General features: G+C 73.8%; 14 protein-coding genes. 5 read left to right on the top strand and 9 right to left on the bottom strand.

What is annotated here, in order from left to right; translation table 11 throughout:
• Nucleotides 1–28: 28 nt before the first annotated feature.
• Nucleotides 29–1,003, bottom strand: coding sequence for an NAD-dependent epimerase/dehydratase family protein (locus tag AC4F3Q_RS01905; RefSeq protein ID WP_491038496.1), 975 nt, complete (start codon nucleotides 1,001–1,003; stop codon nucleotides 29–31).
• A 100-nt stretch (nucleotides 1,004–1,103) separates the two neighbouring features.
• Between AC4F3Q_RS01905 and AC4F3Q_RS01900 the strand changes: the two genes are divergently transcribed.
• The gene (locus AC4F3Q_RS01900) at nucleotides 1,104–2,573 is read left to right on the top strand and encodes a zinc-dependent metalloprotease (protein WP_491038495.1); all 1,470 of its coding nucleotides are present in this window, start codon (nucleotides 1,104–1,106) and stop codon (nucleotides 2,571–2,573) included.
• A gap of 7 nt (nucleotides 2,574–2,580) precedes the next feature.
• On the opposite strand, the gene AC4F3Q_RS01895 is transcribed toward AC4F3Q_RS01900, so the two are convergent.
• The gene (locus AC4F3Q_RS01895; RefSeq protein WP_491038833.1) at nucleotides 2,581–3,132 is read right to left on the bottom strand and encodes a SprT-like domain-containing protein; all 552 of its coding nucleotides are present in this window, start codon (nucleotides 3,130–3,132) and stop codon (nucleotides 2,581–2,583) included.
• Nucleotides 3,133–3,358: 226 nt separating this feature from the next.
• Between AC4F3Q_RS01895 and AC4F3Q_RS01890 the strand changes: the two genes are divergently transcribed.
• Nucleotides 3,359–4,168, top strand: a complete 810-nt coding sequence (locus tag AC4F3Q_RS01890) for a hypothetical protein (RefSeq protein ID WP_491038494.1) — start codon at nucleotides 3,359–3,361, stop codon at nucleotides 4,166–4,168.
• Between the two features lie 12 nt (nucleotides 4,169–4,180).
• Here AC4F3Q_RS01890 and AC4F3Q_RS01885 read toward each other — a convergent pair whose 3' ends face one another.
• The 4 genes from AC4F3Q_RS01885 to nudC form a co-directional block, all read right to left on the bottom strand.
• Nucleotides 4,181–4,558 (bottom strand): WhiB family transcriptional regulator, encoded by a 378-nt coding sequence (locus AC4F3Q_RS01885; RefSeq protein WP_286189268.1) that lies wholly within the window; start codon nucleotides 4,556–4,558, stop codon nucleotides 4,181–4,183.
• A gap of 503 nt (nucleotides 4,559–5,061) precedes the next feature.
• Nucleotides 5,062–7,062 carry an ATP-dependent helicase gene (locus tag AC4F3Q_RS01880; RefSeq protein ID WP_491038493.1) on the bottom strand — a complete coding sequence of 667 codons (2,001 nt, stop codon included), beginning with the start codon at nucleotides 7,060–7,062 and terminating at the stop codon, nucleotides 5,062–5,064.
• A gap of 118 nt (nucleotides 7,063–7,180) precedes the next feature.
• On the bottom strand, nucleotides 7,181–7,405 hold the full coding sequence (locus AC4F3Q_RS01875) for a mycoredoxin (protein ID WP_286189269.1): 225 nt from the start codon (nucleotides 7,403–7,405) through the stop codon (nucleotides 7,181–7,183).
• A gap of 110 nt (nucleotides 7,406–7,515) precedes the next feature.
• Complete coding sequence (nudC, locus tag AC4F3Q_RS01870; RefSeq protein WP_491038492.1) at nucleotides 7,516–8,532, bottom strand: NAD(+) diphosphatase; 1,017 nt, start codon at nucleotides 8,530–8,532, stop codon at nucleotides 7,516–7,518.
• Nucleotides 8,533–8,699: 167 nt separating this feature from the next.
• Here nudC and AC4F3Q_RS01865 point away from each other — a divergent pair, with 167 nt between their 5' ends.
• Nucleotides 8,700–9,674, top strand: a complete 975-nt coding sequence (locus AC4F3Q_RS01865) for a phosphotransferase (RefSeq protein WP_491038491.1) — start codon at nucleotides 8,700–8,702, stop codon at nucleotides 9,672–9,674.
• A 24-nt stretch (nucleotides 9,675–9,698) separates the two neighbouring features.
• Here AC4F3Q_RS01865 and AC4F3Q_RS01860 read toward each other — a convergent pair whose 3' ends face one another.
• Nucleotides 9,699–13,331: an ATP-dependent helicase gene (locus tag AC4F3Q_RS01860; RefSeq protein WP_491038490.1), complete on the bottom strand. Its 3,633-nt coding sequence runs from the start codon at nucleotides 13,329–13,331 to the stop codon at nucleotides 9,699–9,701.
• Nucleotides 13,328–16,636: an ATP-dependent helicase gene (locus tag AC4F3Q_RS01855; RefSeq protein ID WP_491038489.1), complete on the bottom strand. Its 3,309-nt coding sequence runs from the start codon at nucleotides 16,634–16,636 to the stop codon at nucleotides 13,328–13,330. The genes AC4F3Q_RS01860 and AC4F3Q_RS01855 overlap by 4 nt, the downstream gene beginning before the upstream one ends.
• 167 nt (nucleotides 16,637–16,803) lie before the next feature.
• Here AC4F3Q_RS01855 and AC4F3Q_RS01850 point away from each other — a divergent pair, with 167 nt between their 5' ends.
• Complete coding sequence (locus AC4F3Q_RS01850) at nucleotides 16,804–17,028, top strand: DUF3107 domain-containing protein (RefSeq protein WP_350308698.1); 225 nt, start codon at nucleotides 16,804–16,806, stop codon at nucleotides 17,026–17,028.
• Between the two features lie 118 nt (nucleotides 17,029–17,146).
• Here AC4F3Q_RS01850 and AC4F3Q_RS01845 read toward each other — a convergent pair whose 3' ends face one another.
• Nucleotides 17,147–17,926, bottom strand: a complete 780-nt coding sequence (locus AC4F3Q_RS01845) for a ferritin-like fold-containing protein (RefSeq protein WP_491038488.1) — start codon at nucleotides 17,924–17,926, stop codon at nucleotides 17,147–17,149.
• A 298-nt stretch (nucleotides 17,927–18,224) separates the two neighbouring features.
• On the opposite strand from AC4F3Q_RS01845, the gene AC4F3Q_RS01840 reads away from it, so the two are divergent.
• Nucleotides 18,225–19,853 carry a DEAD/DEAH box helicase gene (locus tag AC4F3Q_RS01840; protein WP_491038487.1) on the top strand — a complete coding sequence of 543 codons (1,629 nt, stop codon included), beginning with the start codon at nucleotides 18,225–18,227 and terminating at the stop codon, nucleotides 19,851–19,853.
• Nucleotides 19,854–19,874: the final 21 nt, after the last annotated feature.

Genomic DNA, 19,874 nt, shown 5'->3' with positions numbered 1-19,874 from the left:
GCTGCGCCGACCGGCTGGCGGCACCGTCTCAGCGCCGTCGTAGCTGGCGCCGCACCGCGGCGGTGCCGAGCAGCGCGACGGCGGCGCCGACCGCGCCGACGGCGGCCGCGTCGCGGCCGCCGACCCGTCGACCTGCGACCCCGAACCTGCCGCGCACGTCGTCGAGCACGACGCCGAGGCAGTCGTCGTTCGACCATGCGGGTTGCCAGCCCGCGGCGAGGAGGCCTGCAGGGTCGACGGTCCAGTCGTGGACGACGTAGCCGAGGTCTGCCGCCGGCGCGGGCAGGACCCCGGCGCGGTGCAGGCGCTCGGCGACGGACAGCGCGGTCGACTCGGGCAGCTCGACCGCGCGCATACCGGAGACGGCGAGGACGTGCGCGAGCGGCAGCGCGCCGGGCGCGCCCACGACATGGTCGGTGCGCAGGCCGTTCTCGAGCATGACGCCGACGGCGGCCGCGACGTCGTCGACGTGCACGAACTGCCACGACCGGGCGTGCCCGCGCACGGCGAGCAGCCTCGGCGCTTCGAAGTGCCGCGTGATCATCGTGTCGACGCCGGGCCCGACGAGCGGCGCGGTGCGCAGCGTGGCATGGTGCACGCCCGCCGCGGCGAGCGCGCCGCGCAGGTGGTCCTCGACGAGCGCGAGCTGGAGGGCGGTGCCGTCGAGGTCCGGCGCGACGGTCGCGTCGTCGGTCAGGGGCGTCGCGTCAGGACGCGTGCCGAGGGTCGCGGCGCTGCTCACGACGACGACGCGCACGCCGTCGGCGTGCGGGGTGAGCTCCTCGGCGAGCTCGTCGACCGCGGTGTACGTCTCCGCCTGGCGCTGCGCGACCTTGCTCGGTGCGACGGGTGCGAAGGTCCCGCCGTCGAGCACGACGACGACGTCGCACGCCGCATCGGCGGCTCCGTCCGGCTCCGCGCCGAGGACGCGAGCGAGAGCACCGACGAGCGGCCCGGTCCCGCGCACGACGATGCGCCGTGAGCGAACCTCGCACTCTGACACCGCGAACCGCCTCCTCCGGGGACCTCGGTCGATTACCGTGGGAGGGGTCAGCGTTCCCGCCCCTCGCATGTCCTCGTGGACATGTTCTCAGGAGTTCACCATGACGACGTACGGCGCCGGCGGTCCCCGCGAGGGCGAGGAGCCCTGGGAGCGCCTGCTCCGGTCCGTGTTCGGTGCAGACGCCGACGAGGCGATCGCCGAGCTGCGCTCGCGCGGCATGGACGTCGACGCCCTCAACGCCGCGGCCGGCCTCGCCGACAACCCCGCGATGATGGACCAGGTCCTCTCCCAGGTGCGCTCGCTCCTGTCCTCGACGACGGGGGGACCCGTCAACCCCGACGTCGCGCACGACATCGCGCGGCAGGTCGCGGTCGCCGAGGGCGACCCCAGCATCGACGCCGTCGAGCGGCGCACGACCGTCGACGCGCTGCGCGTCGCGGAGCTCTGGCTCGACGCCGTCACCGACATCGCGCCGTCGGGCGGCAGCCGGTTCGTGTGGAGCCGCTCCGAGTGGGTCGAGCGCACGATCCCGGCATGGAACTCTCTCGTCGAACCGGTCGCCCGGTCCGTCGTCACCGCACTGACCCGCGTGCTCCAGGAGCACCTTCCCGAGGACCTCGACGCGTCGCTCGGCGACGCGGGCCTCCCCCCGGGGATGGCCGCGATGCTGGGCGGCGGCCCCGGCGGGTTCGACCCGAGCGAGCTGGTCGAGCGGCTCGGTGCCGCGATGTTCGGCATGCAGGTCGGCCAGGCGGCCGGCGCGATGTCCCGCGAGGTGTTCGGCCTGACCGACCTCGGCGTGCCGCTCGTCGACGAACCGGTGGCCGCGCTGCTGCCGACTAACGTCGCCGCGTTCGCCGAGGGGCTCGACGCGCCGCTCGAGGAGGTCCGCCTCTATCTCGCCCTCCGCGAGGCGGCGCACGCGCGGCTCTTCACGCACGTCACCTGGTTGCGGGGGCACCTGCACGGCCTCGTCGACGCGTACGCGCGCGGCATCACGATCGACACCGAGGCCCTCGAGGACGCGGTCGCCCACATCGACCCGACCGACCCGGCCGCGATGCAGGCCGCGCTGTCGGGCGGCATCTTCGGCATCCCGACGACCGAGGAGCAGAAGGCCACGCTCGCACGGCTCGAGACGAGCCTGGCGCTCGTCGAGGGGTGGGTCGACGAGGTCGCGACGACGGCGGCGCTCCCCCACCTGCCCCACGCGATGTCCCTGCGGGAGATGATCCGCCGGCGGCGGGCCGCTGGCGGCCCTGCCGAGCAGACGTTCGCGACGCTCATCGGGCTCGAGCTGCGTCCGCGCCGCTCGCGCGAGGCGGCAGCGCTGTGGGCGCTCATCGGGCGCGACACCGACTCCACTCGGCGCGACGACGTGTGGGCGCACCCTGACCTCATGCCGAGCGCGCTCGACCTCGACGACCCGGCAGGCTATCTCGCGCGCCGCGAGCAGGTCGCCGTCGAGCAGGCTGACGTGGACCGCGCGATCGAAGAGCTCTTGTCGGGCACGGCGGCCGACGGCGACGACGCCCCGGAGGACGGTGGCTCCGCGACGCCGGAGGACTGAGCGAGGCTCAGTCGCCCGTCTCGTCGGGGCTGGACTCGTACGGCACGGCGGTCTCCTCGCTGAAGGCGATGCCCTCGAGGAAGCCACGCGCCCGCTCGGTACGGGGGTACGGCTCGAGCAGCGCCCAGAACTGCGGGCCGTGACCGGCGTGCAGCAGGTGCGCGAGCTCGTGCAGCAGGACGTAGTCGAGGACCCAGCCGGGGAGACCGCGCACGCGGTCCGAGATGCGGATCGCGCGGTCCTGCACGCTGCACGATCCCCAGCGCCGGTCCATGTTCGTCACCCAGCGGACGCTCACCGGTGCCGCCTGGCCGCCCAGGTAGCGGGTCGACAGTGCGGCTGCCCGCTCCATGAGCTCCGCGTCCGACGGGCGACGACGCTGCTCCTTGGCCGAGAGGCGGGCGAGCATGCGCTCGACCCATTCGCGCTCCTGCGCCCGGGTGAACCGTGCGGGGATCGCGACGATCGTGCGGTCGCCTTCGCGATAGGCGCTCACGGTGCGCGAGCGGCGGCGGCTGCGCCGGACCTCGACGGCATCGCCGGCACCGGGGACGTTCAGGGTCGTGTCAGGGCGCGCCGAGCCCCTGCGCGTCGCTCCCTCGTCGTCCACGTCCGGTTCCCCCAGGCTCGGCGGCGAACCGCACACATCGTCCACGAGACTGTCCACAGGAAGAATCCCCCATTCGCGCGCCCACCGCGACCCCGACACGCCCTCTGTGGATAACTTCCGGGATCTACCTGTGGAAACTGCTCACGTGCGGCGACACACTGGGATGCTCCCTGCCATGGCACCCACGACCCCACCGCCGCTCACCTCCCGAGCCACCGCCGCCGTCGGCGTCCTCGGCCTCGGACGCCTCGGGCTCCTCATTACGCTCAGCCTCTCCACCTCAGGGATAGGCCGTCTCGTGCTCGACGACGCCCGGCACGTCACCCAGGCCGACCTCGGCCCCGGCGGGTACGGGTCTCGCGACGTCGGATCGCTGCGCCGCGTCGCGGCCGCGCGGCTCGTCGCCGAGTCCGCGAGCGGGACCAGCTCACGTGTCGCGCCCTCCCGCCCGCACGACGTGCCCCTCGCAGCCCTCGACATGCTCGTCGTCGTGACCGACGAGGACCTCGCTCCCGACCGTGCGTGGCGGCTCATGGGTGAGCGCGTCCCGCATCTCGTCGTGCGCTGCCGCCCTGACGCCGTCGACGTCAGCCCCGTCGTCGTGCCTGGCCGCACGCCGTGCCTGCGCTGCATCAGCCTGCACACCCAGGACGAACGTGGCACCGACACGTTCACCGCGTCAGCATGGGCGCCGTCGGGCCCGCGCGCTCCACGGGTCAGAGAGCTCGCGCCGGACGAGCCGCTGCTCGCGAGCGCAGCGGCCGTCGTCGTGACGCGCTCCGTCCTCGCCTTCCTCGACGCCGGCAGCCTCGCCGTGACCGGAGCCGAGCCGACGTGGGACCGGTCCTGCCGGACCGTCGTCACGTCGACGCACCTCACGCTCCCCGACATCCGCGCCCGGGAAGAACGATGGCCGGTGCACCCGGGTTGCGGGTGCACCGGCCAGGGGGCCGTGCGGTCGTCGAGCCGTGCAGCGACCGCATGAGGTCGCGGGTGGTCACGCGAGGCTCGGCTGAACCTTGCGGGGCCGTCCGCGGCCTCGCTTGACGGCGACGACGCGGCCGTCGACGAAGACCTCGCCGCCCCACACGCCCCACGGCTCCTGCCGGTCGATCGCGCCGGCGAGGCAGGCGTCGACGAGCGGACAGGCGCGGCACAGGGCCTTCGCCTGCTCGACCTGGACGGTCTTCTCGGCGAACCAGAGCTCGGGGTCCTCGACGCGGCAGGGCAGCATCGAGCCCATGAGGCGGTCGAACTCGGCGCGGTCGTCCTGCGTCTGCGTGGCAGGTGCAGGCGATCCGGCGCGGGTCGTGGAACGGGGCAGGGGGGCGACGACGACGGGCGTGTCGCGCTGGGTGCTGGTGTCGAGCAGCATGCTGAGCCGCACGATGTCCTCCGGGAAGTCCGTTTGCGAGTGTCGATGGACGACTCGAGAAGACGCGTTCCGGGTCCGGCTCCGCCCTGGTCGGGGCGGGGTGCTCGGAGCTCACCCGTCAGAGACGGGGAGGAGGTGCGTCCGCGAGAGTCGCGATGGTGCAGTGGTGAGGGGGGCGGGGGTCAGTGCCCGCGAACCCGATCACGTGCCACCAGATGGGCGCCTGCCGGTGCTGCGGCTGCGCGTGCGAGGTGAGTGCTGCGCCGGTCGTACGACGCGGCGGCAGAGACACGGACGGGAAGCAGGCTAAACGCCGCTCCGGTCATCATGTTCTTCTTCATCGAGCACTCACCTCCATCTCTCCATCGGGCCGTTCCCTCTCGGGTCCGGCCGCTCCTGCAAGGACTCGTTCACAGTAGACCTGCCCCGCGAACGGGGACAACTTAATTAACCGGCGAGTTTCCGACGAGCTGGTGCGGGAGGTCTCCCCGACCTCGAGAACCTCACGATCTCGCGGCTCCGGACCGTGCGACGATCCCGAGGATCGCCGCCCCGTACTGGTTGATCTTCGTCGGGCCGACCCCCTTGACGCGCACCAGCGCCCGCTCGTCGGCGGGCCGGGTCTCGGCGATCTCCGCGAGCATCTGGTCAGACAGGACCGTGAACTTCGGACGGTCGACCGCCACCGCGACGCTGTCGCGCCAGTCCCGCAGCGCCTCGAAGAGCTCCTGGTCGTACTCCCCCGTCAGCCGGACTGCCGCTCCGTCGGCAGGCCTGCGGCCCGGCAGGGACGGCTCGGCTGCGGGCCACAACCGGTCGAGGAACCGCGAACGACGTCGGCTCCCGCGCCCGCCCGGGTTGCGCGACCGGGCCCACGACAGCCGCAGGTGCACCCGCGCGCGGGTGATCCCGACGTAGAGGAGACGCTTCTCCTCGGCGATCGCCTCGGGCGTCTCCGCGAGGGAGATCGGCATGAGCCCTTCGCTCAGCCCGACGAGGAAGACGGCATCCCACTCGAGGCCCTTCGCGGCGTGCAACGACGCGAGCGTCACTCCCTGGACGGCGGGCGCGTGCTGGGCGGCCGCCCGCTCGTCGAGCTCCGCGACCAGCTCGGGAAGGCCGGCCTTCGTCGTCGCGTAGAGGTCATCAGCGAGCGTGACGAGCGCCTGCATCGACTCCCACCGTTCCCTCACCGCGCCGCGCGCGGCCGGGGGCTCGGGCGCCCAGCCCGCGTTGACCAGCACGTCACGGACGACCTCGGGGAGCGTCTGCCCCGGGTCGACGGCGCGCGCAGCCCCGCGCAGCAGCACGATCCCCTCGCGGACCTCGCGACGCTGGAAGAAGCGTTCGCCGCCACGCACGAGGTACGCGATGCCCGCGTCTGCCAGCGCCTGCTCATACAGCTCCGACTGGGCGTTCGTGCGGTAGAGCACGGCGATCTCGCCTGCGGGGGTCCCGGACCTCACGAGGCGGCCGACAGCCGCGGCGACCTGTGCCGCCTCGGCCTCGTCGTCGTCGTACACCGTGAACGTCACGGGAGGGCCGGAGGGACGCTGCGCCTTGAGCTCGAGGCCCGCGAAGCCGCGACCGGCGCGGTCCGCGAGCAGCGCGTTGGCGAGCGAGACGACCTGCGGGGTCGAGCGGTAGTCGCGCACCAGGCGCACCTCGACCGCCTTCGGGTAGGTCTTGCGGAAGCTCAGGAGGTGGTGCGGCGTCGCCCCCGTGAACGAGTAGATCGTCTGGCTGGGGTCGCCGACGACGCACAGCTCGTCACGATCGCCGAGCCACTGGTCGAGCACGAACTGCTGCAGCGGCGAGACGTCTTGGTACTCGTCCACGACGAAGCGGCGGTACTGGCGCTGGATCTCGTCGGCGACCGGCGGGTTGGAGTGGATCATGTCGCCGACGTAGAGCAGCACGTCCTCGAAGTCGATGACGCCGCGCGCCGTCTTGGCCTCCTCGTAAGAGCGCATCAGACGCGCGACGGCGTGCGCGTCGAAGCCCGCCGGCGGCTCCCGATGGAGCGCTGCGACCGCACGCGGGTAGTCGTCCGCCGGGATCATCGAGACCTTGGCCCACTCGATCTCCGAGGACAGGTCGCGCACCGCGACACGGTCGACCGTCATGCCGAGCGCGGCGGCCGCCTGCCCGACCGCGGGCGCCTTGTGCTCGAGGATCCGGGGCGGCGCCCCGCCGACGATGCGGGGCCAGAAGTAGCTGAGCTGCTTGAGCGCGGCCGCGTGGAACGTGCGGGCCTGCACCCCGGCGACACCGAGGTCGCGCAGCCGCGTGCGCATCTCCCCCGCCGCCCGGGCGGTGAACGTCACGGCGAGGACGCTCGTCGGCTGGTAGACGCCGGTGCGCACGCCGTACGCGATGCGGTGCGTGATCGCCCTCGTCTTGCCCGTGCCCGCGCCCGCGAGGACGCACACGGGCCCGGTCAGGGCGGTGGCGACAGCCCGTTGGTCGGGGTCGAGCGCTTCGAGGATCTCGTCGGCAGACATCACCGGAGATTCTCTCAGGCGCGGCTGACACCGACAGCCGCCGAGGTCGCCCCTGGGGACGGCTCAGCGATCTCCGCGCGGTCGGGGCGACCACCCCGACCGGGCGGAACGTGCGGCGTCACGCGCCGATGCGCTCCTTGACCTGCGCGAGCGACGGGTTGGTCGCCGACGACCCGTCAGGGAACACGACGGTCGGCACGACCCAGTTCCCGTCGTTGACCTGCTCGATGTACGGGATGACGCTCGACTCCTGCTCGATGTCGATCTCCGTGTAGCCGATGCCCTCGCTCGTCAGCTGCTTCTTCAGGCGCTGGCAGTAGCCGCACCACGTGGTCGAGTACATGACGACGGAGCCGGCGTCGGGCGTGTGCGGGGCGGGGATGGTCACGGGTGTCCTCCGGTCGGTGGGTCGGTCGCCCACCATAACCGCGCGGTGCCTGCGAACCTTCCCGATCACTCGGTTCGGTCGGCGAGCGGGCCCCCGTACCACTCTTCGATGAGCCCGCGCGCGATCGACGACCGCATCGGCAGCAGCACGCGCCCGGCAGCGAGGTCCGCCGCGAGCCCGTCGCGCGTGAACCAGCGCGCACCCGTCACCTCGACACCGTCGACGACGACGTCGGTCGTCAGGGCGTGAGCCCGGAACCCGAGCATGAGCGAGCGCGGGAACGGCCACGGCTGGGACGACCGGTACTCGACGTCGCCGACGACGACGGTCGTCTCCTCGCGCACCTCGCGGCGCACGGCAGCCTCGACGGACTCGCCCGCCTCGACGAAACCGGCGAGGGTCGAGAAGCGACCCTCGGGCCAGGTGGCGGCATGGCCGAGCAGGAGGCGGTCGTCGTCGTCGACGACCGCCATGATCACGGCCGGGTCGGTGCGCGGGAAGGTCTCGCGGCCGTCGGACGTGCAGACGCGCGACCAGCCGTGGCGAGCGGGCCGCGTCGCCTCGCCGCAGTGCTCGCAGCGCAGCGCGCGCACGTGCCACGCAGCGACGCCGACGGCGGTCGTCGCGAGACCGGCGTCACGCGCGTCGAGCAGGTGGCCCGCGTCGCGCAGGCTCTCGAAGCGGCGGCGTCGCCCGAGCAGGTCCTCCGCGCGCGCAGGCACGACGCCCGAGATGTCGACGTCGTCGTCCGGCTCGGCGGGCAGCACGAGCGCCAGGTACGCACCGTCGTCGTCCGTACCGAGGAACAGCCAGCCAGGCGCGTGCGGCGCCGTGAGCTCCGACGACGCGGCGCTCAGCGCGGCGACGACCTCGCCCGCAGGGACGAGGTCGAGCGCGAGCGCGCCCGGCGCCGTCGCCGCACGCACGGCGAGCGACGCGCCGCGCACGAGCACGACGCGGGTCGACGACGTGGCGACGAGCCGCTCGACGAGGTCGACCTCGTCGCGAAGCTCGGCCGCGCGGTCGACCGTCGTGCGTGACAGCGGGAGCTGGGCCCAGTCGGTCACCGGTGCAGGATCCATGCGCTCACCGTACGTCCAGCCGCGCCGGTCGCGACGTGCCACCCATGTCGCACCGATCGCCCGTCTGCACGCATGACGCGTGCACCCGGGCGATCCGTCCGCAGAGGTCGGTGGGACGCGGTCGCGTCGTGCGGCCCGAGCGGCGCCCGGCGACGTACCGTGGACCCGTGCACCGCTCCGCCCTGACCCTGGCCGCCCTGTCGACCGCCGCCGTCCCCGGGATGGACGTGGTCGACGCTCGCCTGCTCGACTCGGACGGGTCGAACGACGTCGCCGTCGTGATCGACTCGACGCGCCGGCACTGGATCGTGCGCGCCCCGCGCGACGCTGCGGCAGGTGCGAGCCTCGAGGCCGAGATGGTGCTGCTGCGCAGCCTCGCCGACCGTGTCGACGCCGGGGACCTTCCCTTCGCCGTCCCGATCCCCGCGGGCTACGCGACGCTCCCGGAGGGCGGTCGCGCCGTCGTGCACCCGGAGGTTCCCGGGGTGCCGCTGCAGGCCGACCGGCTGCAGCCTGGCCCAGGGCTCGCCCGTTCCGTGGGGCGTGCGATCGCAGCGCTCCACGAGCTGCCGACGTCGCTCGTGGAGGATGCGGGCCTGCCGAGCTACTCGGCCGAGGAGTACCGCCAGCGGCGGCTCTCGGAGGTCGACGAGGCGGCACGGACCGGGCGGGTGCCTGCGCGTCTGCTGCGGCGCTGGGAGCAGGCGCTCGAGAGCGTCGCGATGTGGCGGTTCCGGCCGGTGGTCACGCACGGCGAGCTCAACGGGGACCACGTCCTCGTGGCGCAGCAGTCCGTGAACGGGATCGTGGACTGGGCGGAGTGCCAGGTGGCGGACCCTGCAGACGACCTGTCGTGGCTGCTGGTCGCGGCGCCGCCGGAGTCGGTCGAGTCGATCCTCGAGGCGTACCAGCTCGCGCGGACGGAGTCGGCGGACGCGCACCTCGTGGACCGGGCGCTGCTCGCGGGCGAGCTCGCCCTGGCGCGGTGGCTCCTGCACGGCGTGCGTACCGAGCAGAAGGATGTCGTGGACGACGCGGTCGAGATGCTCCTGGACCTCGACGAGGCCGTCCACGAGGGCGCGGACGGCGCGGCCGAGGCCGACGACGCGCCGGTGGACGAGCCGTCGCGCGACGACGACTGACGCCAGCCGGTCTCGCTCAGGGGCTCAGCCGCGCAGGAGGGCCTCGAGCTCGTCGAGATCGAGGAGGCGTGCGGGGCGGCGCGTGACGCCGTCGCCGAGGTAGCAGAACGCAGCGTCGACGTCGTCGAGCGGTGTGCCTGTCCAGCGGGACCAGGCGAGCCGGTAGACGGCGAGCTGCACCTCGCGGGCGCGCACAGCGGCCGGGTCGGTGGGTTCGCGGCCGGTCTTCCAGTCGACGACGACGACCTGCCCGGGACTGCACTCGGGGCGCGGGTCAGGGAAGACGGCGTCGATGCGTGAGCGGGTCATGACGCCCGCGAGGGGCGTCTCGATGTCGACCTCGACAGCGATCGGGTCGAGCGACGCCCACGGTGTCGCGAGGAACGTCTGGCGGAGCTTCTCGAGGTCGGCGTCAGGCTCGGTGTCGTCGGCGTCCGTGAGGTCGTCGAGGTCCATGAGGACCGGCGACGAGTAGAACTGCTCGACCCACGCGTGGAAGGTCGTGCCGCGGCGGGCGTGGACCGACGGCTCGCTCGGGACGGGGCGGCGCAGGGAGAGGGCGTACTCCTCGCGGCTCGCGGCGAGCCGCACCATCGCGGACGCGGACACGTGCGCAGGGATCTCGACGTCCGTGACAGGCCGGCGGCGTGCGTCGCGCTCGGTGAGGAGGATCTCGGCGAGCTGCGCGAGCGGGACGGTCTCGTCGGCCCCTGCGCGGGCGGGAGCCAAGTCCACGGGCGACGCTGCGCCCGGTGCGGACTCGGTCGTCGCGGTGCGCCCGGACACGCCTGCGTGCGCGGCGTCGCCGTGCGTCTCCTGGGCTTCGGCGCGACGTGCTGCGCGCACGCGCGCGGCAGCAGAGGCGAGCACGGGGTCGACGCCGTCTGCTGCGGGCCAGGTCGCGGTGACCTCGCGCTCGAGAGCGGGGTTGGCCCCCTCGGGCTCGTCGGTCCAGGTCGACGTGTCGACGAGCCCGGCGTCGGCCAGCTCGGTGAGGAAGCACGAGGGTGGGGTCGCGCTGCTGCGGTCGCCGCGGAACCACGAGCCTGTCAGGAGCAGGCGGGAGCGCGCACGTGTGAACGCGACGTAGGCGAGCCTGCGTTCCTCGGTGACCTGGTGGGCGCCAGCGTCCTGCTTGAACGCCTTCTGCAGGCTGTCGAGGTCCTTGTGGTTCTCGGCGTCCTCGTAGGCGAACCGCGGCAGGTCGCGGGCGTCGCCGCGCAGCGGGTACGGGAGCGTGCCGAGGCCGGTGAGCCATGCGGAGTCGGTGGGTCCCTGAGGGCTGGTGCAGGCGGTGCTGGGGAGGCCGCCGTCGACGAGCCCGGGGACTGCGACGACGTCCCACTCGAGGCCCTTGGCCGCGTGGATGGTGACGATCTGGACGGCGTCGGGGTCGGGGTCGGAGATCGCGGTGTCGATGCGCTCGTTGGTCGAGGCCACGTCGAGCCACGAGAGGAAGGCGCCGAGCGTCGGCAGGTCGGCTCCGTCGACGAACGAGATGGCGAGGTCGCGGAACGCGTCGAGGTTGGCGCGGGCGCGGGCGGCGTGCGGGCCGTCGAGGAGCCCGGCCTCGATGTCGAGGCCGAGGGCGCGCTCGGCCTCGACGACGATCTCGGGGACGGAGAGGTAGGTGCTGGCGCGCAGGCGTGCCAGGAGGGCGGACAGCCTGGTGAGGCGGGCGTGCGCGTCGGGCGTGAGGGACCTGCCGCCTGGGCTCTGCCATCCGGGGGCGGGGAGCTCGTCGAGCACGTCGACGAGCGAGTGCGAGTCGACGACGTCAGCCTCCGTCACGACGCTGGGCGCGGTGGCCGCGTCTCTGGCGTCGCCCGGTTCCGCGCTGCTGGGCTGCGGCTCCGTGTCGCTCTCGCGCTGCGCGTCAGCCGCGCGGCTGGCGGCGTGGGCGTGCCGCCGGGCGAGCTCGCGGACGCGGTCGGCGACGGCGAACAGGTCGGCGGCACCGAGCGCGGTCCACGGCCCCGTGAGCAGCCGCATGAGCGAGTCGCCGCGGGACGGGTCGTGGACCACCTGGAGGAGCGAGACGACGTCGACGACCTCGGGCGCCTCGAGGAGCCCTCCGAGGCCGACGACCTCGACGGGGATGCCTCGCGACCGCAGCGCGACCTCGACGGCTGCGAACTGCTTGCGGCTGCGGCACAGGACGGCCGCGGTCGTCGCGCCCTCGCGGGACGTGCGCGGTCGCCACCATCGTGCGACGAAGTCGGCGACGGCGGCCGCCTCCTCGTCCTCGGTCGCGGTGTAGGCCGCGCTGACGTGGCCGGGGCCCGCGCCCGGGCGGGCGTGCAGCTCGATGACCGCGGCCTCGCCGGTGGACGTCGGGGCGGGGGCGCCTGCGACGCGCTCCGGCGCGGGGTCGCGGAGCGGCGCGGCGACCGCGTTGGCCACGTCGAGGATGGCCTGGTCGTTGCGCCAGGAGGTGCTCAGGGCGAGGTGGTGCACCTGGCCGACACCGGAGAACTGCTCGGCGAAGCGTGAGAGGCCGGAGGCGCTCGCGCCGCGCCACCCGTAGATCGACTGGTTCGGGTCGCCGACGGCGGTCACGGCGTGACCGTCGCCGAACAGGGCACCGAGCATCCGAGCCTGGGCGTACGACGTGTCCTGGTACTCGTCGAGGAGGACGACGCGGTACCGCGCACGCTCGGCGACGCGCACCTCGTCGTGCTGCTCGGCGAGGCGCGCGCCGAGCTCGACCTGGTCGGCGAAGTCGAGGGAGTCGGTCGAGCGCTTGCGCCTGCGGTACTCGTCGACGAGGTCGAGGAGCTGGACGCGGTGGCTCATGAGCTCGAGGAGCTTCGTCGTCGAGGCGTAGGGGCCTTTCTTGCCCTTCGCGTCGAGCGTCGCGAGGAGCGTGTCGATGATCGTGGTCATGCGGGCACGGGCCTGGTCGGTGCTGAGCAGGTGCTCGCTGAGCGATCCGGAGAGGTGGCGCACGGCGTCGACGACGGTGCTGAGCGCAGCGTCGGTACCGAGCTCGCCGGTCCAGCGCTCGACGACCTCTTGGGCGAGCTGCCACTGGCTCGCCTCCCCGAGGAGCCGCGCGCCGGGCTCGATGCCGAGCCGGAGGCCGTGCTCCTTGACGAGGCCTGCGGCGTACGAGTTGTAGGTCGCGACCGTGGGGCGGCGCATCGACGCGAGGAGCGCGGCGTCCGGGGTCTGGTCCTCGAGGTCGCCGAGCAGTGCGTGCTGACCAGCGTCGCGCATGCGCGCGGTGAGGGTGCGCAGCCTCCGACGGATCCGCTCCCCCAGCTCACCCGCGGCCTTGCGGGTGAACGTGAGGCCGAGCACCTCGTCGGGCTCGACGAGCCCGTTGACGATCAGGTAGACGACGCGTGCGGACATCGTCTCGGTCTTGCCGGAGCCCGCGCCCGCGACGACGAGCACGGGTTCGAGGGGCGCCTCGATCACCGCGAGCTGCTCGTCGGTCGGGCGGTGCTGCCCCAGCAGCTCGGCGATCTCCGTCGCGGGGACGAGCCTGCGCGAGGGCGCGTGCGCGGCAGGGGTGACGATGGGAGGCGCGCCCGGCGCGTCGGCCGTCGCAGTGCGGCCGCCGGCCGTGATCGCGGCGACGTCCGGCGCGCCGGGCCCGGGCCGGGCGTGCTCTGTCGCCGGGAGGGTGGGTTCAGGGGTGTACGGCGTCATGAGGCCTCCTGCCCGAGCGTGCGTCCTACGGTCTGCAGCGGGCAGCTGCGGCGGACCGGGCAGAAGCCGCACAGCGGGTTGATGCGCGCTTCGAAGCACGCTGACGCCATGGTCTCTGCGGCGTCCTCGACGAGGTCGTGGGCCCACCGCGGGTCGTCGGCGGTGTGGAGCGCGGGCTGGGTGCGCAGCGTCGCATCCTTGCCCTGGTTGACGTGCACGAGCTGCGCGCCAGCGCTCAGTGCGCCTTCCTCGAGCCCAGGCACCTTGTGGAAGGCGCCCTCGGTGAGAGCGACCTGGTAGGCGCCGAGCTGGGGGTGGCTCACGGCCTTGTCCTTGCTCGGGGCGGCACCGGTCTTGAGGTCTTCGACGAGGACGGTGCCGTCCTCCTGCCGCACGAGACGGTCGACGCTCCCGCTGAGCACGGCGCGGCCGACCTGGGTGGTGAACCGGGCCTCGACGGCGAGGACCTCGCCGCTGTCCTGGAAGTGCCGGGCGAGCCGCTCGACCATCGCGCGGGCACGGGTGCGTGTCACACGCTCGGGCCAGCCGGGTGCGAGCCCGAGCTCGGGCCAGCGGCGGTCGAGCGTCGCGGCCAGCTCGTGGAACGGGGCCGTGGGCGCTTCCTCGGCGATCGAGTGGATGAGCGAGCCGAGCGACTGGGAGAGCGCGTCGGCGGAGCGACCGCCCGCAGTCTCGAGGGCCCAGCGCAGCGCGCACGTCGAGACTGACTCGACCTTTGACGGCGAGACCGGGACCGGTGCGTCGGCCTCCCACGTGGGTCCGGTGCTCGAGACCGGGTGGACGCCGTACCAGCCTGCCGGGTCGGCACCCGGGACCTCTGCCTCGGCGAGGCGTGCGAGGACCGCGGCGGCCTCGCTCGCGTGCGGGGAGGTGGCCTCTGCGCCGTCGCGTCGGACCTCGTCGTGGAGCTGCGCGCGGGCGCGCAGGACGAGCCCGCGCAGGTCGAGGGCCTCGGGGACGTCTCGACGGCGCGGGTCCGGCGCCTCATCTTCCGCGTGGTCCGTGTCCGGGACGGGGTCGACGAGGTCGACGAGGACGGACGGGAAGCTCTCGGTGTCCTCGACCGCGGTGACGAGCAGGTGCTCGCGCGCGCGGGACACAGCGGCAAGGAAAGCGCGCACCTCGTCGGAGAGCACGGCGCGGCGGGCGTGCGCCGCGTGCGCGGCGCTGTCGCCTCCGGGCACGACGTTGCCGGCGACAGCGTCGACGAGCGTCTGCGCGCCGAGCAGGGAGTCACGCAGGCGGAGGTCCGGCCACACCCCCTCCTGGACACCCGCGACGACGACGGCACGCCACTCGCGACCGGCTGCGCCTGCTGGCGTGAGGACGGAGACGGCGTCCTGTGTGCCGCCGCTCGCGGCGAGCGAGTCGGCGGGGAGGTCCTGCGACCGGACGTGGTCGACGAAGGCGCTCGGCCGCGCGCGCGGGTTGCGGTCGACGAACCGCTCGGCGGCCTTCGACAACGCCATGACGGCGTCGAGGTCGCGGTCCGCGCGCATGCCCGCGCTGCCCCCGGCGAGCGCGGTGCTGCGCCACCGCGCGGAGAGTGCGGTCGCGTCCCACACGGCCCACAGGACGGTCTGCGCGTCAGCGCCCGGGCGTGCGGCAGCCTCCCGGCCTCGTGCGAGCACCGCAGCGACCTGCGCCGCTCCACGTCGGACGGCAGCGGGAAGCTGAGCGGCGAGCGCGGGGTCGTCGAGGACCTCGACGAGCAGCGTGTCGGAGCTGCGTCCGCCCCCGGCTGCGAGCTCCTCGCCACGCAGGACGCGACGCAGGCGGCGCAGCGACACCGCGTCGAGGCCGCCCACCGGCGAGAGCAGCAGCCCGACCGCGCGCTCGACGTCGAGCGGACGACCGTCGGCCACCTCGACCGCGTCGAGGAGGGGCCGCACCGCGGGCTCGTCGCGCAGCGGCCCCTGGGACCCGAGCACGCTCACCGGCACCGATGCCCCGATGAGGGCGCGCTGCAGCGCGCTGACCTGTCCCCCCGAGCGCGTGACGACGGCCATCTCCTGCCACGGGACCCCGTCGAGCAGGTGCCACGCCCGCAGCGTCCGCGCGATGTACGCATGTTCCTGCGACGGCCCTGCGAGCAGAGCGACGCGTGCGGGACGGTGCCTCTCGGCGACCAGACCCGTCACGACCACGTCCGGCGTCGCCGAGCCGCGTGCCGCACCGTCGTCGACCGCACCCGCCCGCCGGTGCGCGACCGTCCCCGCAGCCGCGACCGCCTGGGCCACGCGCCGCGTGACCGCGCGCAGGTCCGGTCCGTGTCGCCAGGCACGCTCGAGCGCGACGTGGTGGGCGCCGAACGCACCTGGTTCGGCGCCGGGGGGCGCTGCCGAGCGTGCGACGAGGGCAGGCACCGCACCGCGGAACCCCTGCACCGCGGAGTCGGGGTCGCCGACGAGGACGAGCCGCGCCCCGTCGGCGTGCAGCACCGCGAGCAGACGCGCGACCGCCTGCGTCGCCTCCTGGTAGTCGTCGACGACGACGAGGTCCCAGCGGGGGCGCGCGACCTCCGGCACCTCGTCGTCCCACGAGGTCAGCGCGTCGATCGCGTCGTGCACGACTGACGCCGGGTCGACCCGCGCGCCCGCGTCGGGCGTCGCCTGCCGCAGCGACATCACGTCGCGGTACTCCTCGAACAGCCGCGCGCACGTGCGCCACGCGGTCCGCCCGTACCGCTCCCCCAGCTCGTCGAGCGCGACCGGGTCGAGACCGCGTTCTGCGGCGCGCATCAGGACGTCACGGAGCTCGTCGCGGAAGCCTCGGGTCCCGAGAGCCTCGGCGGGCACCGACGGCGGGAGGTCGAGAGGCACGCCCTCCCCCGCGAGATGGCCCTCGATCAGCTCGGCGAGGATCCGGTCCTGCTCAGGTCCCGACACGAGCGTCGGCGCCGGCTCGCCCCACGCGCTCGCGCGCCGCGCCAGGATGCCGTGCGCGACCGAGGCTGCCGTCCGGACGAGAGGCTGGCCGACCGTGCGGGCCGCGCGGCCCGCGAGCCGGTCCCGCATCTCTCCCGCCCCACGACGGGTCGCGGCGAGCACGAGGACGCGCGACGGGTCGAGCGGCACCCTGCCGTCACCCGGGACGAGGTGATCGACCGCGACCGCGAGCGCCGTCGTCGACTTGCCCGTGCCCGGCGCGCCCGTCACGAGCGTCACGGGATTCGTCCGCGCGGCCTCGACCGCGCGCTGCTGCGACTCGTCGAGCGCGGGCGGCTCCCCGTCGGTGCGCTCGACGTGCTCGCTGAGCACTGCGCGCAGCCCGGTCGTCGTCATGGATGAGATCCCATCACGGGCCACCGACACTCCCCGGCCGCGACGCGCGTGCCCCGACCGGGCGAGTGCGCGCTGGGCGAACAGCGCACCGAGAACGCCCCGCGGCACGCCGCGAGGTGCGATTCTGGTCGCGAGAGACATCCGTCCGTGCGAACAAGGAGATCGACGTGGAGATCACGATCGGCGTGCAGAACCAGGCCCGCGAGCTCGTCCTGGAGTCCGACCAGACCGCAGCCGAGGTCACGGCGGCCGTCACCAAGGCGCTCGAGTCGGGCTCGGTGCTCGACCTCACCGACCACCGCGGCCGCCGCGTGCTCGTCCCGACGGCCGCGATCGGCTACATCGAGATCGGTTCCGAGGAGCAGCGCAAGGTCGGCTTCGGCCCGCTCTGACACGCGGCACGTACGGCACGGCCCGGCGGCAGGTCTCCCTGCCACCGGGCCGTTCCTGTGCTCGCGCACGACGCCGCGGCGGGCTGCCCCGAGCAGGGTGCGCCGGCTCGGGCAGGGCTCAGGCCGCGAGGCCGAGACGTCCCATCCGGCGGGTGTGCTCGGCGGTGAGCTGGCCGAACAGCCACGAGGTGTGGTCGGTCGGACGCTCGTCCTCGCTGAACCGCTGGTCGATCGCCGTCGCGAGGAGCCTGGAGAGGGACGGCCGGTCGGCGAGGAGCGACTGCACGAGGCTCAGCGCCTCCCCGACGAGCCGACGGCCCCACAGCGCGAGCCGCGACGCGAGCACCTCGTCGTCCGTCGTCGCCCGGTCGAGCACCTCGATCGACCGCTCGGACGCCATGCCGTCCTCGATCACGCCCATGATGATCTCGCGGCTCTGCGGGTCGAGCGCCCCAGCGACGATCCGGCAGAAGTCCACCGCGACCCCGTGCCCGACGTAGCTCTTGAGGATCTCCTCCCACCAGCTGCTCGGCTGCGTGCGCTGGTCGTAGTCGTCGAACGTCGCGTCGAGGCCGAGCATGAGCTCGTCGGCGGCGTCCGCGTCCCCCTCCAGCTCTGCGATGCGACCCAGGATCGTCTCCTGGCGTGCGAGCGCGGCACCCGCGAGGCGCGCGAGGCGCAGCCGGCTCAACGGGTCCGGGGCCGCCGTGGCGGCGCCTGCGATGCGGAGGAACGCGACCGACTCGATCTGCGCGACGAGGGCGAGGAGCTCCGTCGTGTCGGCGATGCTCGCGCCCCCTCCGGAGGGTGCGGTGGCGGGTGCCCCGGGCTCAGCGGCGGGGGTCGACCCCGGCTGGACGCCCGGCGCGTCGTGCTCGACGTGCGGTGCCTGGCTCATCCGTCCAGCGTAGCGGCCCACCACTCGCCCTTGACCCGTCCGATATGCTGCCCCTGTACATCGGATGCCCGGTCGTCTCGACGCACGACTATCTGTGAACTGACCTGGCTGCCCGTCGGCCGCGCCTCGGCGCGTGCCCCGGCACCCCCGCATCTCCGCGATCGGCTTCCGGCCCTCCGGCGCGACAGCGCCGGCACCGCCGTGACTGCCCGTCGCCGCTGGCCGCAGCACCGCTGCGCAGCGCACCCGCCCGTCCCCGGTGCCGCGCCACCACGCCCTTCACCACCCGTGAGGCACAGTGACCACCACCGACCAGACGGACGTCTCCTCGAGCGTCCAGTCGGACCAGAACCCCTCCTTCGGCGACTTCGGCGTCAAGCAGGAGATCGTCGACGCGCTCGTCGCGGCCGGCATCACCCACCCGTTCCCCATCCAGGCGATGACCCTCCCGGTCGCGATGCAGGGCCACGACATCATCGGCCAGGCGAAGACGGGAACGGGCAAGACCCTCGGCTTCGGCGTCCCCCTCCTCCACCGCGTCGTCGCTCCCGGCGAGGACGGCTACGAGGACCTCAAGCACCCGGGCAAGCCGCAGGCGCTCGTCGTCCTGCCGACGCGCGAGCTCGCGGTCCAGGTCGCGGGCGACCTGGCCACGGCGTCCGCGAAGCGCAGCGTCCGCGTGATCCAGCTCTACGGCGGCCGCGCGTACGAGCCGCAGATCGAGACGCTGCGCACCGGCGTCGACGTCGTGGTCGGCACGCCGGGTCGCATGATCGACCTCGTCAAGCAGGGTCACCTGGACCTCAGCCACGTCAAGTGCGTCGTCCTCGACGAGGCCGACGAGATGCTCGACCTGGGCTTCCTGCCCGATGTCGAGACGCTCCTGTCGAAGACGCCGGCCTCGCGTCACACGATGCTCTTCTCCGCGACCATGCCGGGCGCCGTCGTCGCGATGGCGCGCCGCTACATGTCGCGGCCGACGCACATCCGGGCGAACGACCCGGACGACGAGGGCATGACGAAGAAGGACATCAAGCAGGTCGTCTACCGCGCCCACGCGCTCGACAAGGTCGAGGTGCTCGCGCGCATCCTGCAGTCCGAGGGGCGCGGCCGCACGATCGTGTTCGCCCGCACCAAGCGCACGGCGGCGAAGGTCGCGGACGAGCTCACCGAGCGCGGCTTCGCGGCGGGCTCGCTGCACGGCGACCTCGGTCAGGGCGCTCGTGAGCAGGCGCTGCGCGCCTTCCGTCACGGCAAGATCGACGTCCTTGTCGCGACCGACGTCGCGGCTCGCGGCATCGACGTCGACGACGTCACGCACGTCGTCAACTACCAGTGCCCTGAGGACGAGAAGACGTACCTGCACCGCACCGGCCGTACCGGCCGCGCGGGCAACAAGGGCACCGCGGTGACGTTCGTCGACTGGGACGACGTCCCGCGCTGGTCGCTCATCGACAAGGCGCTCGGCCTCGGCGTGCCGGAGCCTGTCGAGACGTACTCGTCGAGCGAGCACCTCTACACCGACCTGAACATCCCCGCGGGCACGAAGGGCCGCCTGCCGAAGAGCAAGCAGGTCCTCGAGGGCCTCGCGGGCGAGGTCCTCGAGGACCTCGGCGAGACGGGCAAGCGTCCGTCCTCGCGTGGTGCTGGCTCGCGCGACGGCGGTCGCGAGGGTGGTCGTCGCGAGGGCGGCCGTCGTGACGGTGGCCGGAGCGAGGGCGGTCGTGACGGACGACGACGCGACGGCGCTCGCGAGGGCGGTCGGCGTGACGGTGGCCGCGAGCTGAGCGCGCCCCAGGCCGGGTCCGCGGCGGAGCGTCCGGCGTCCGACGACGCGGCTCCTGCGGGCGACCGTCCGCGCCGCTCGCGCAACCGTCGCCGCACCCGCGGTGGTCAGGGCGCAGAGGGCACCACGACCGAGTCGTGACCCGCTGAGACAGTCGCAGAT

The sequence above is a fragment of the Flavimobilis sp. BM9 genome, assembly GCF_058313055.1.
This window is presented reverse-complemented; position numbering and strand designations above follow the sequence as displayed.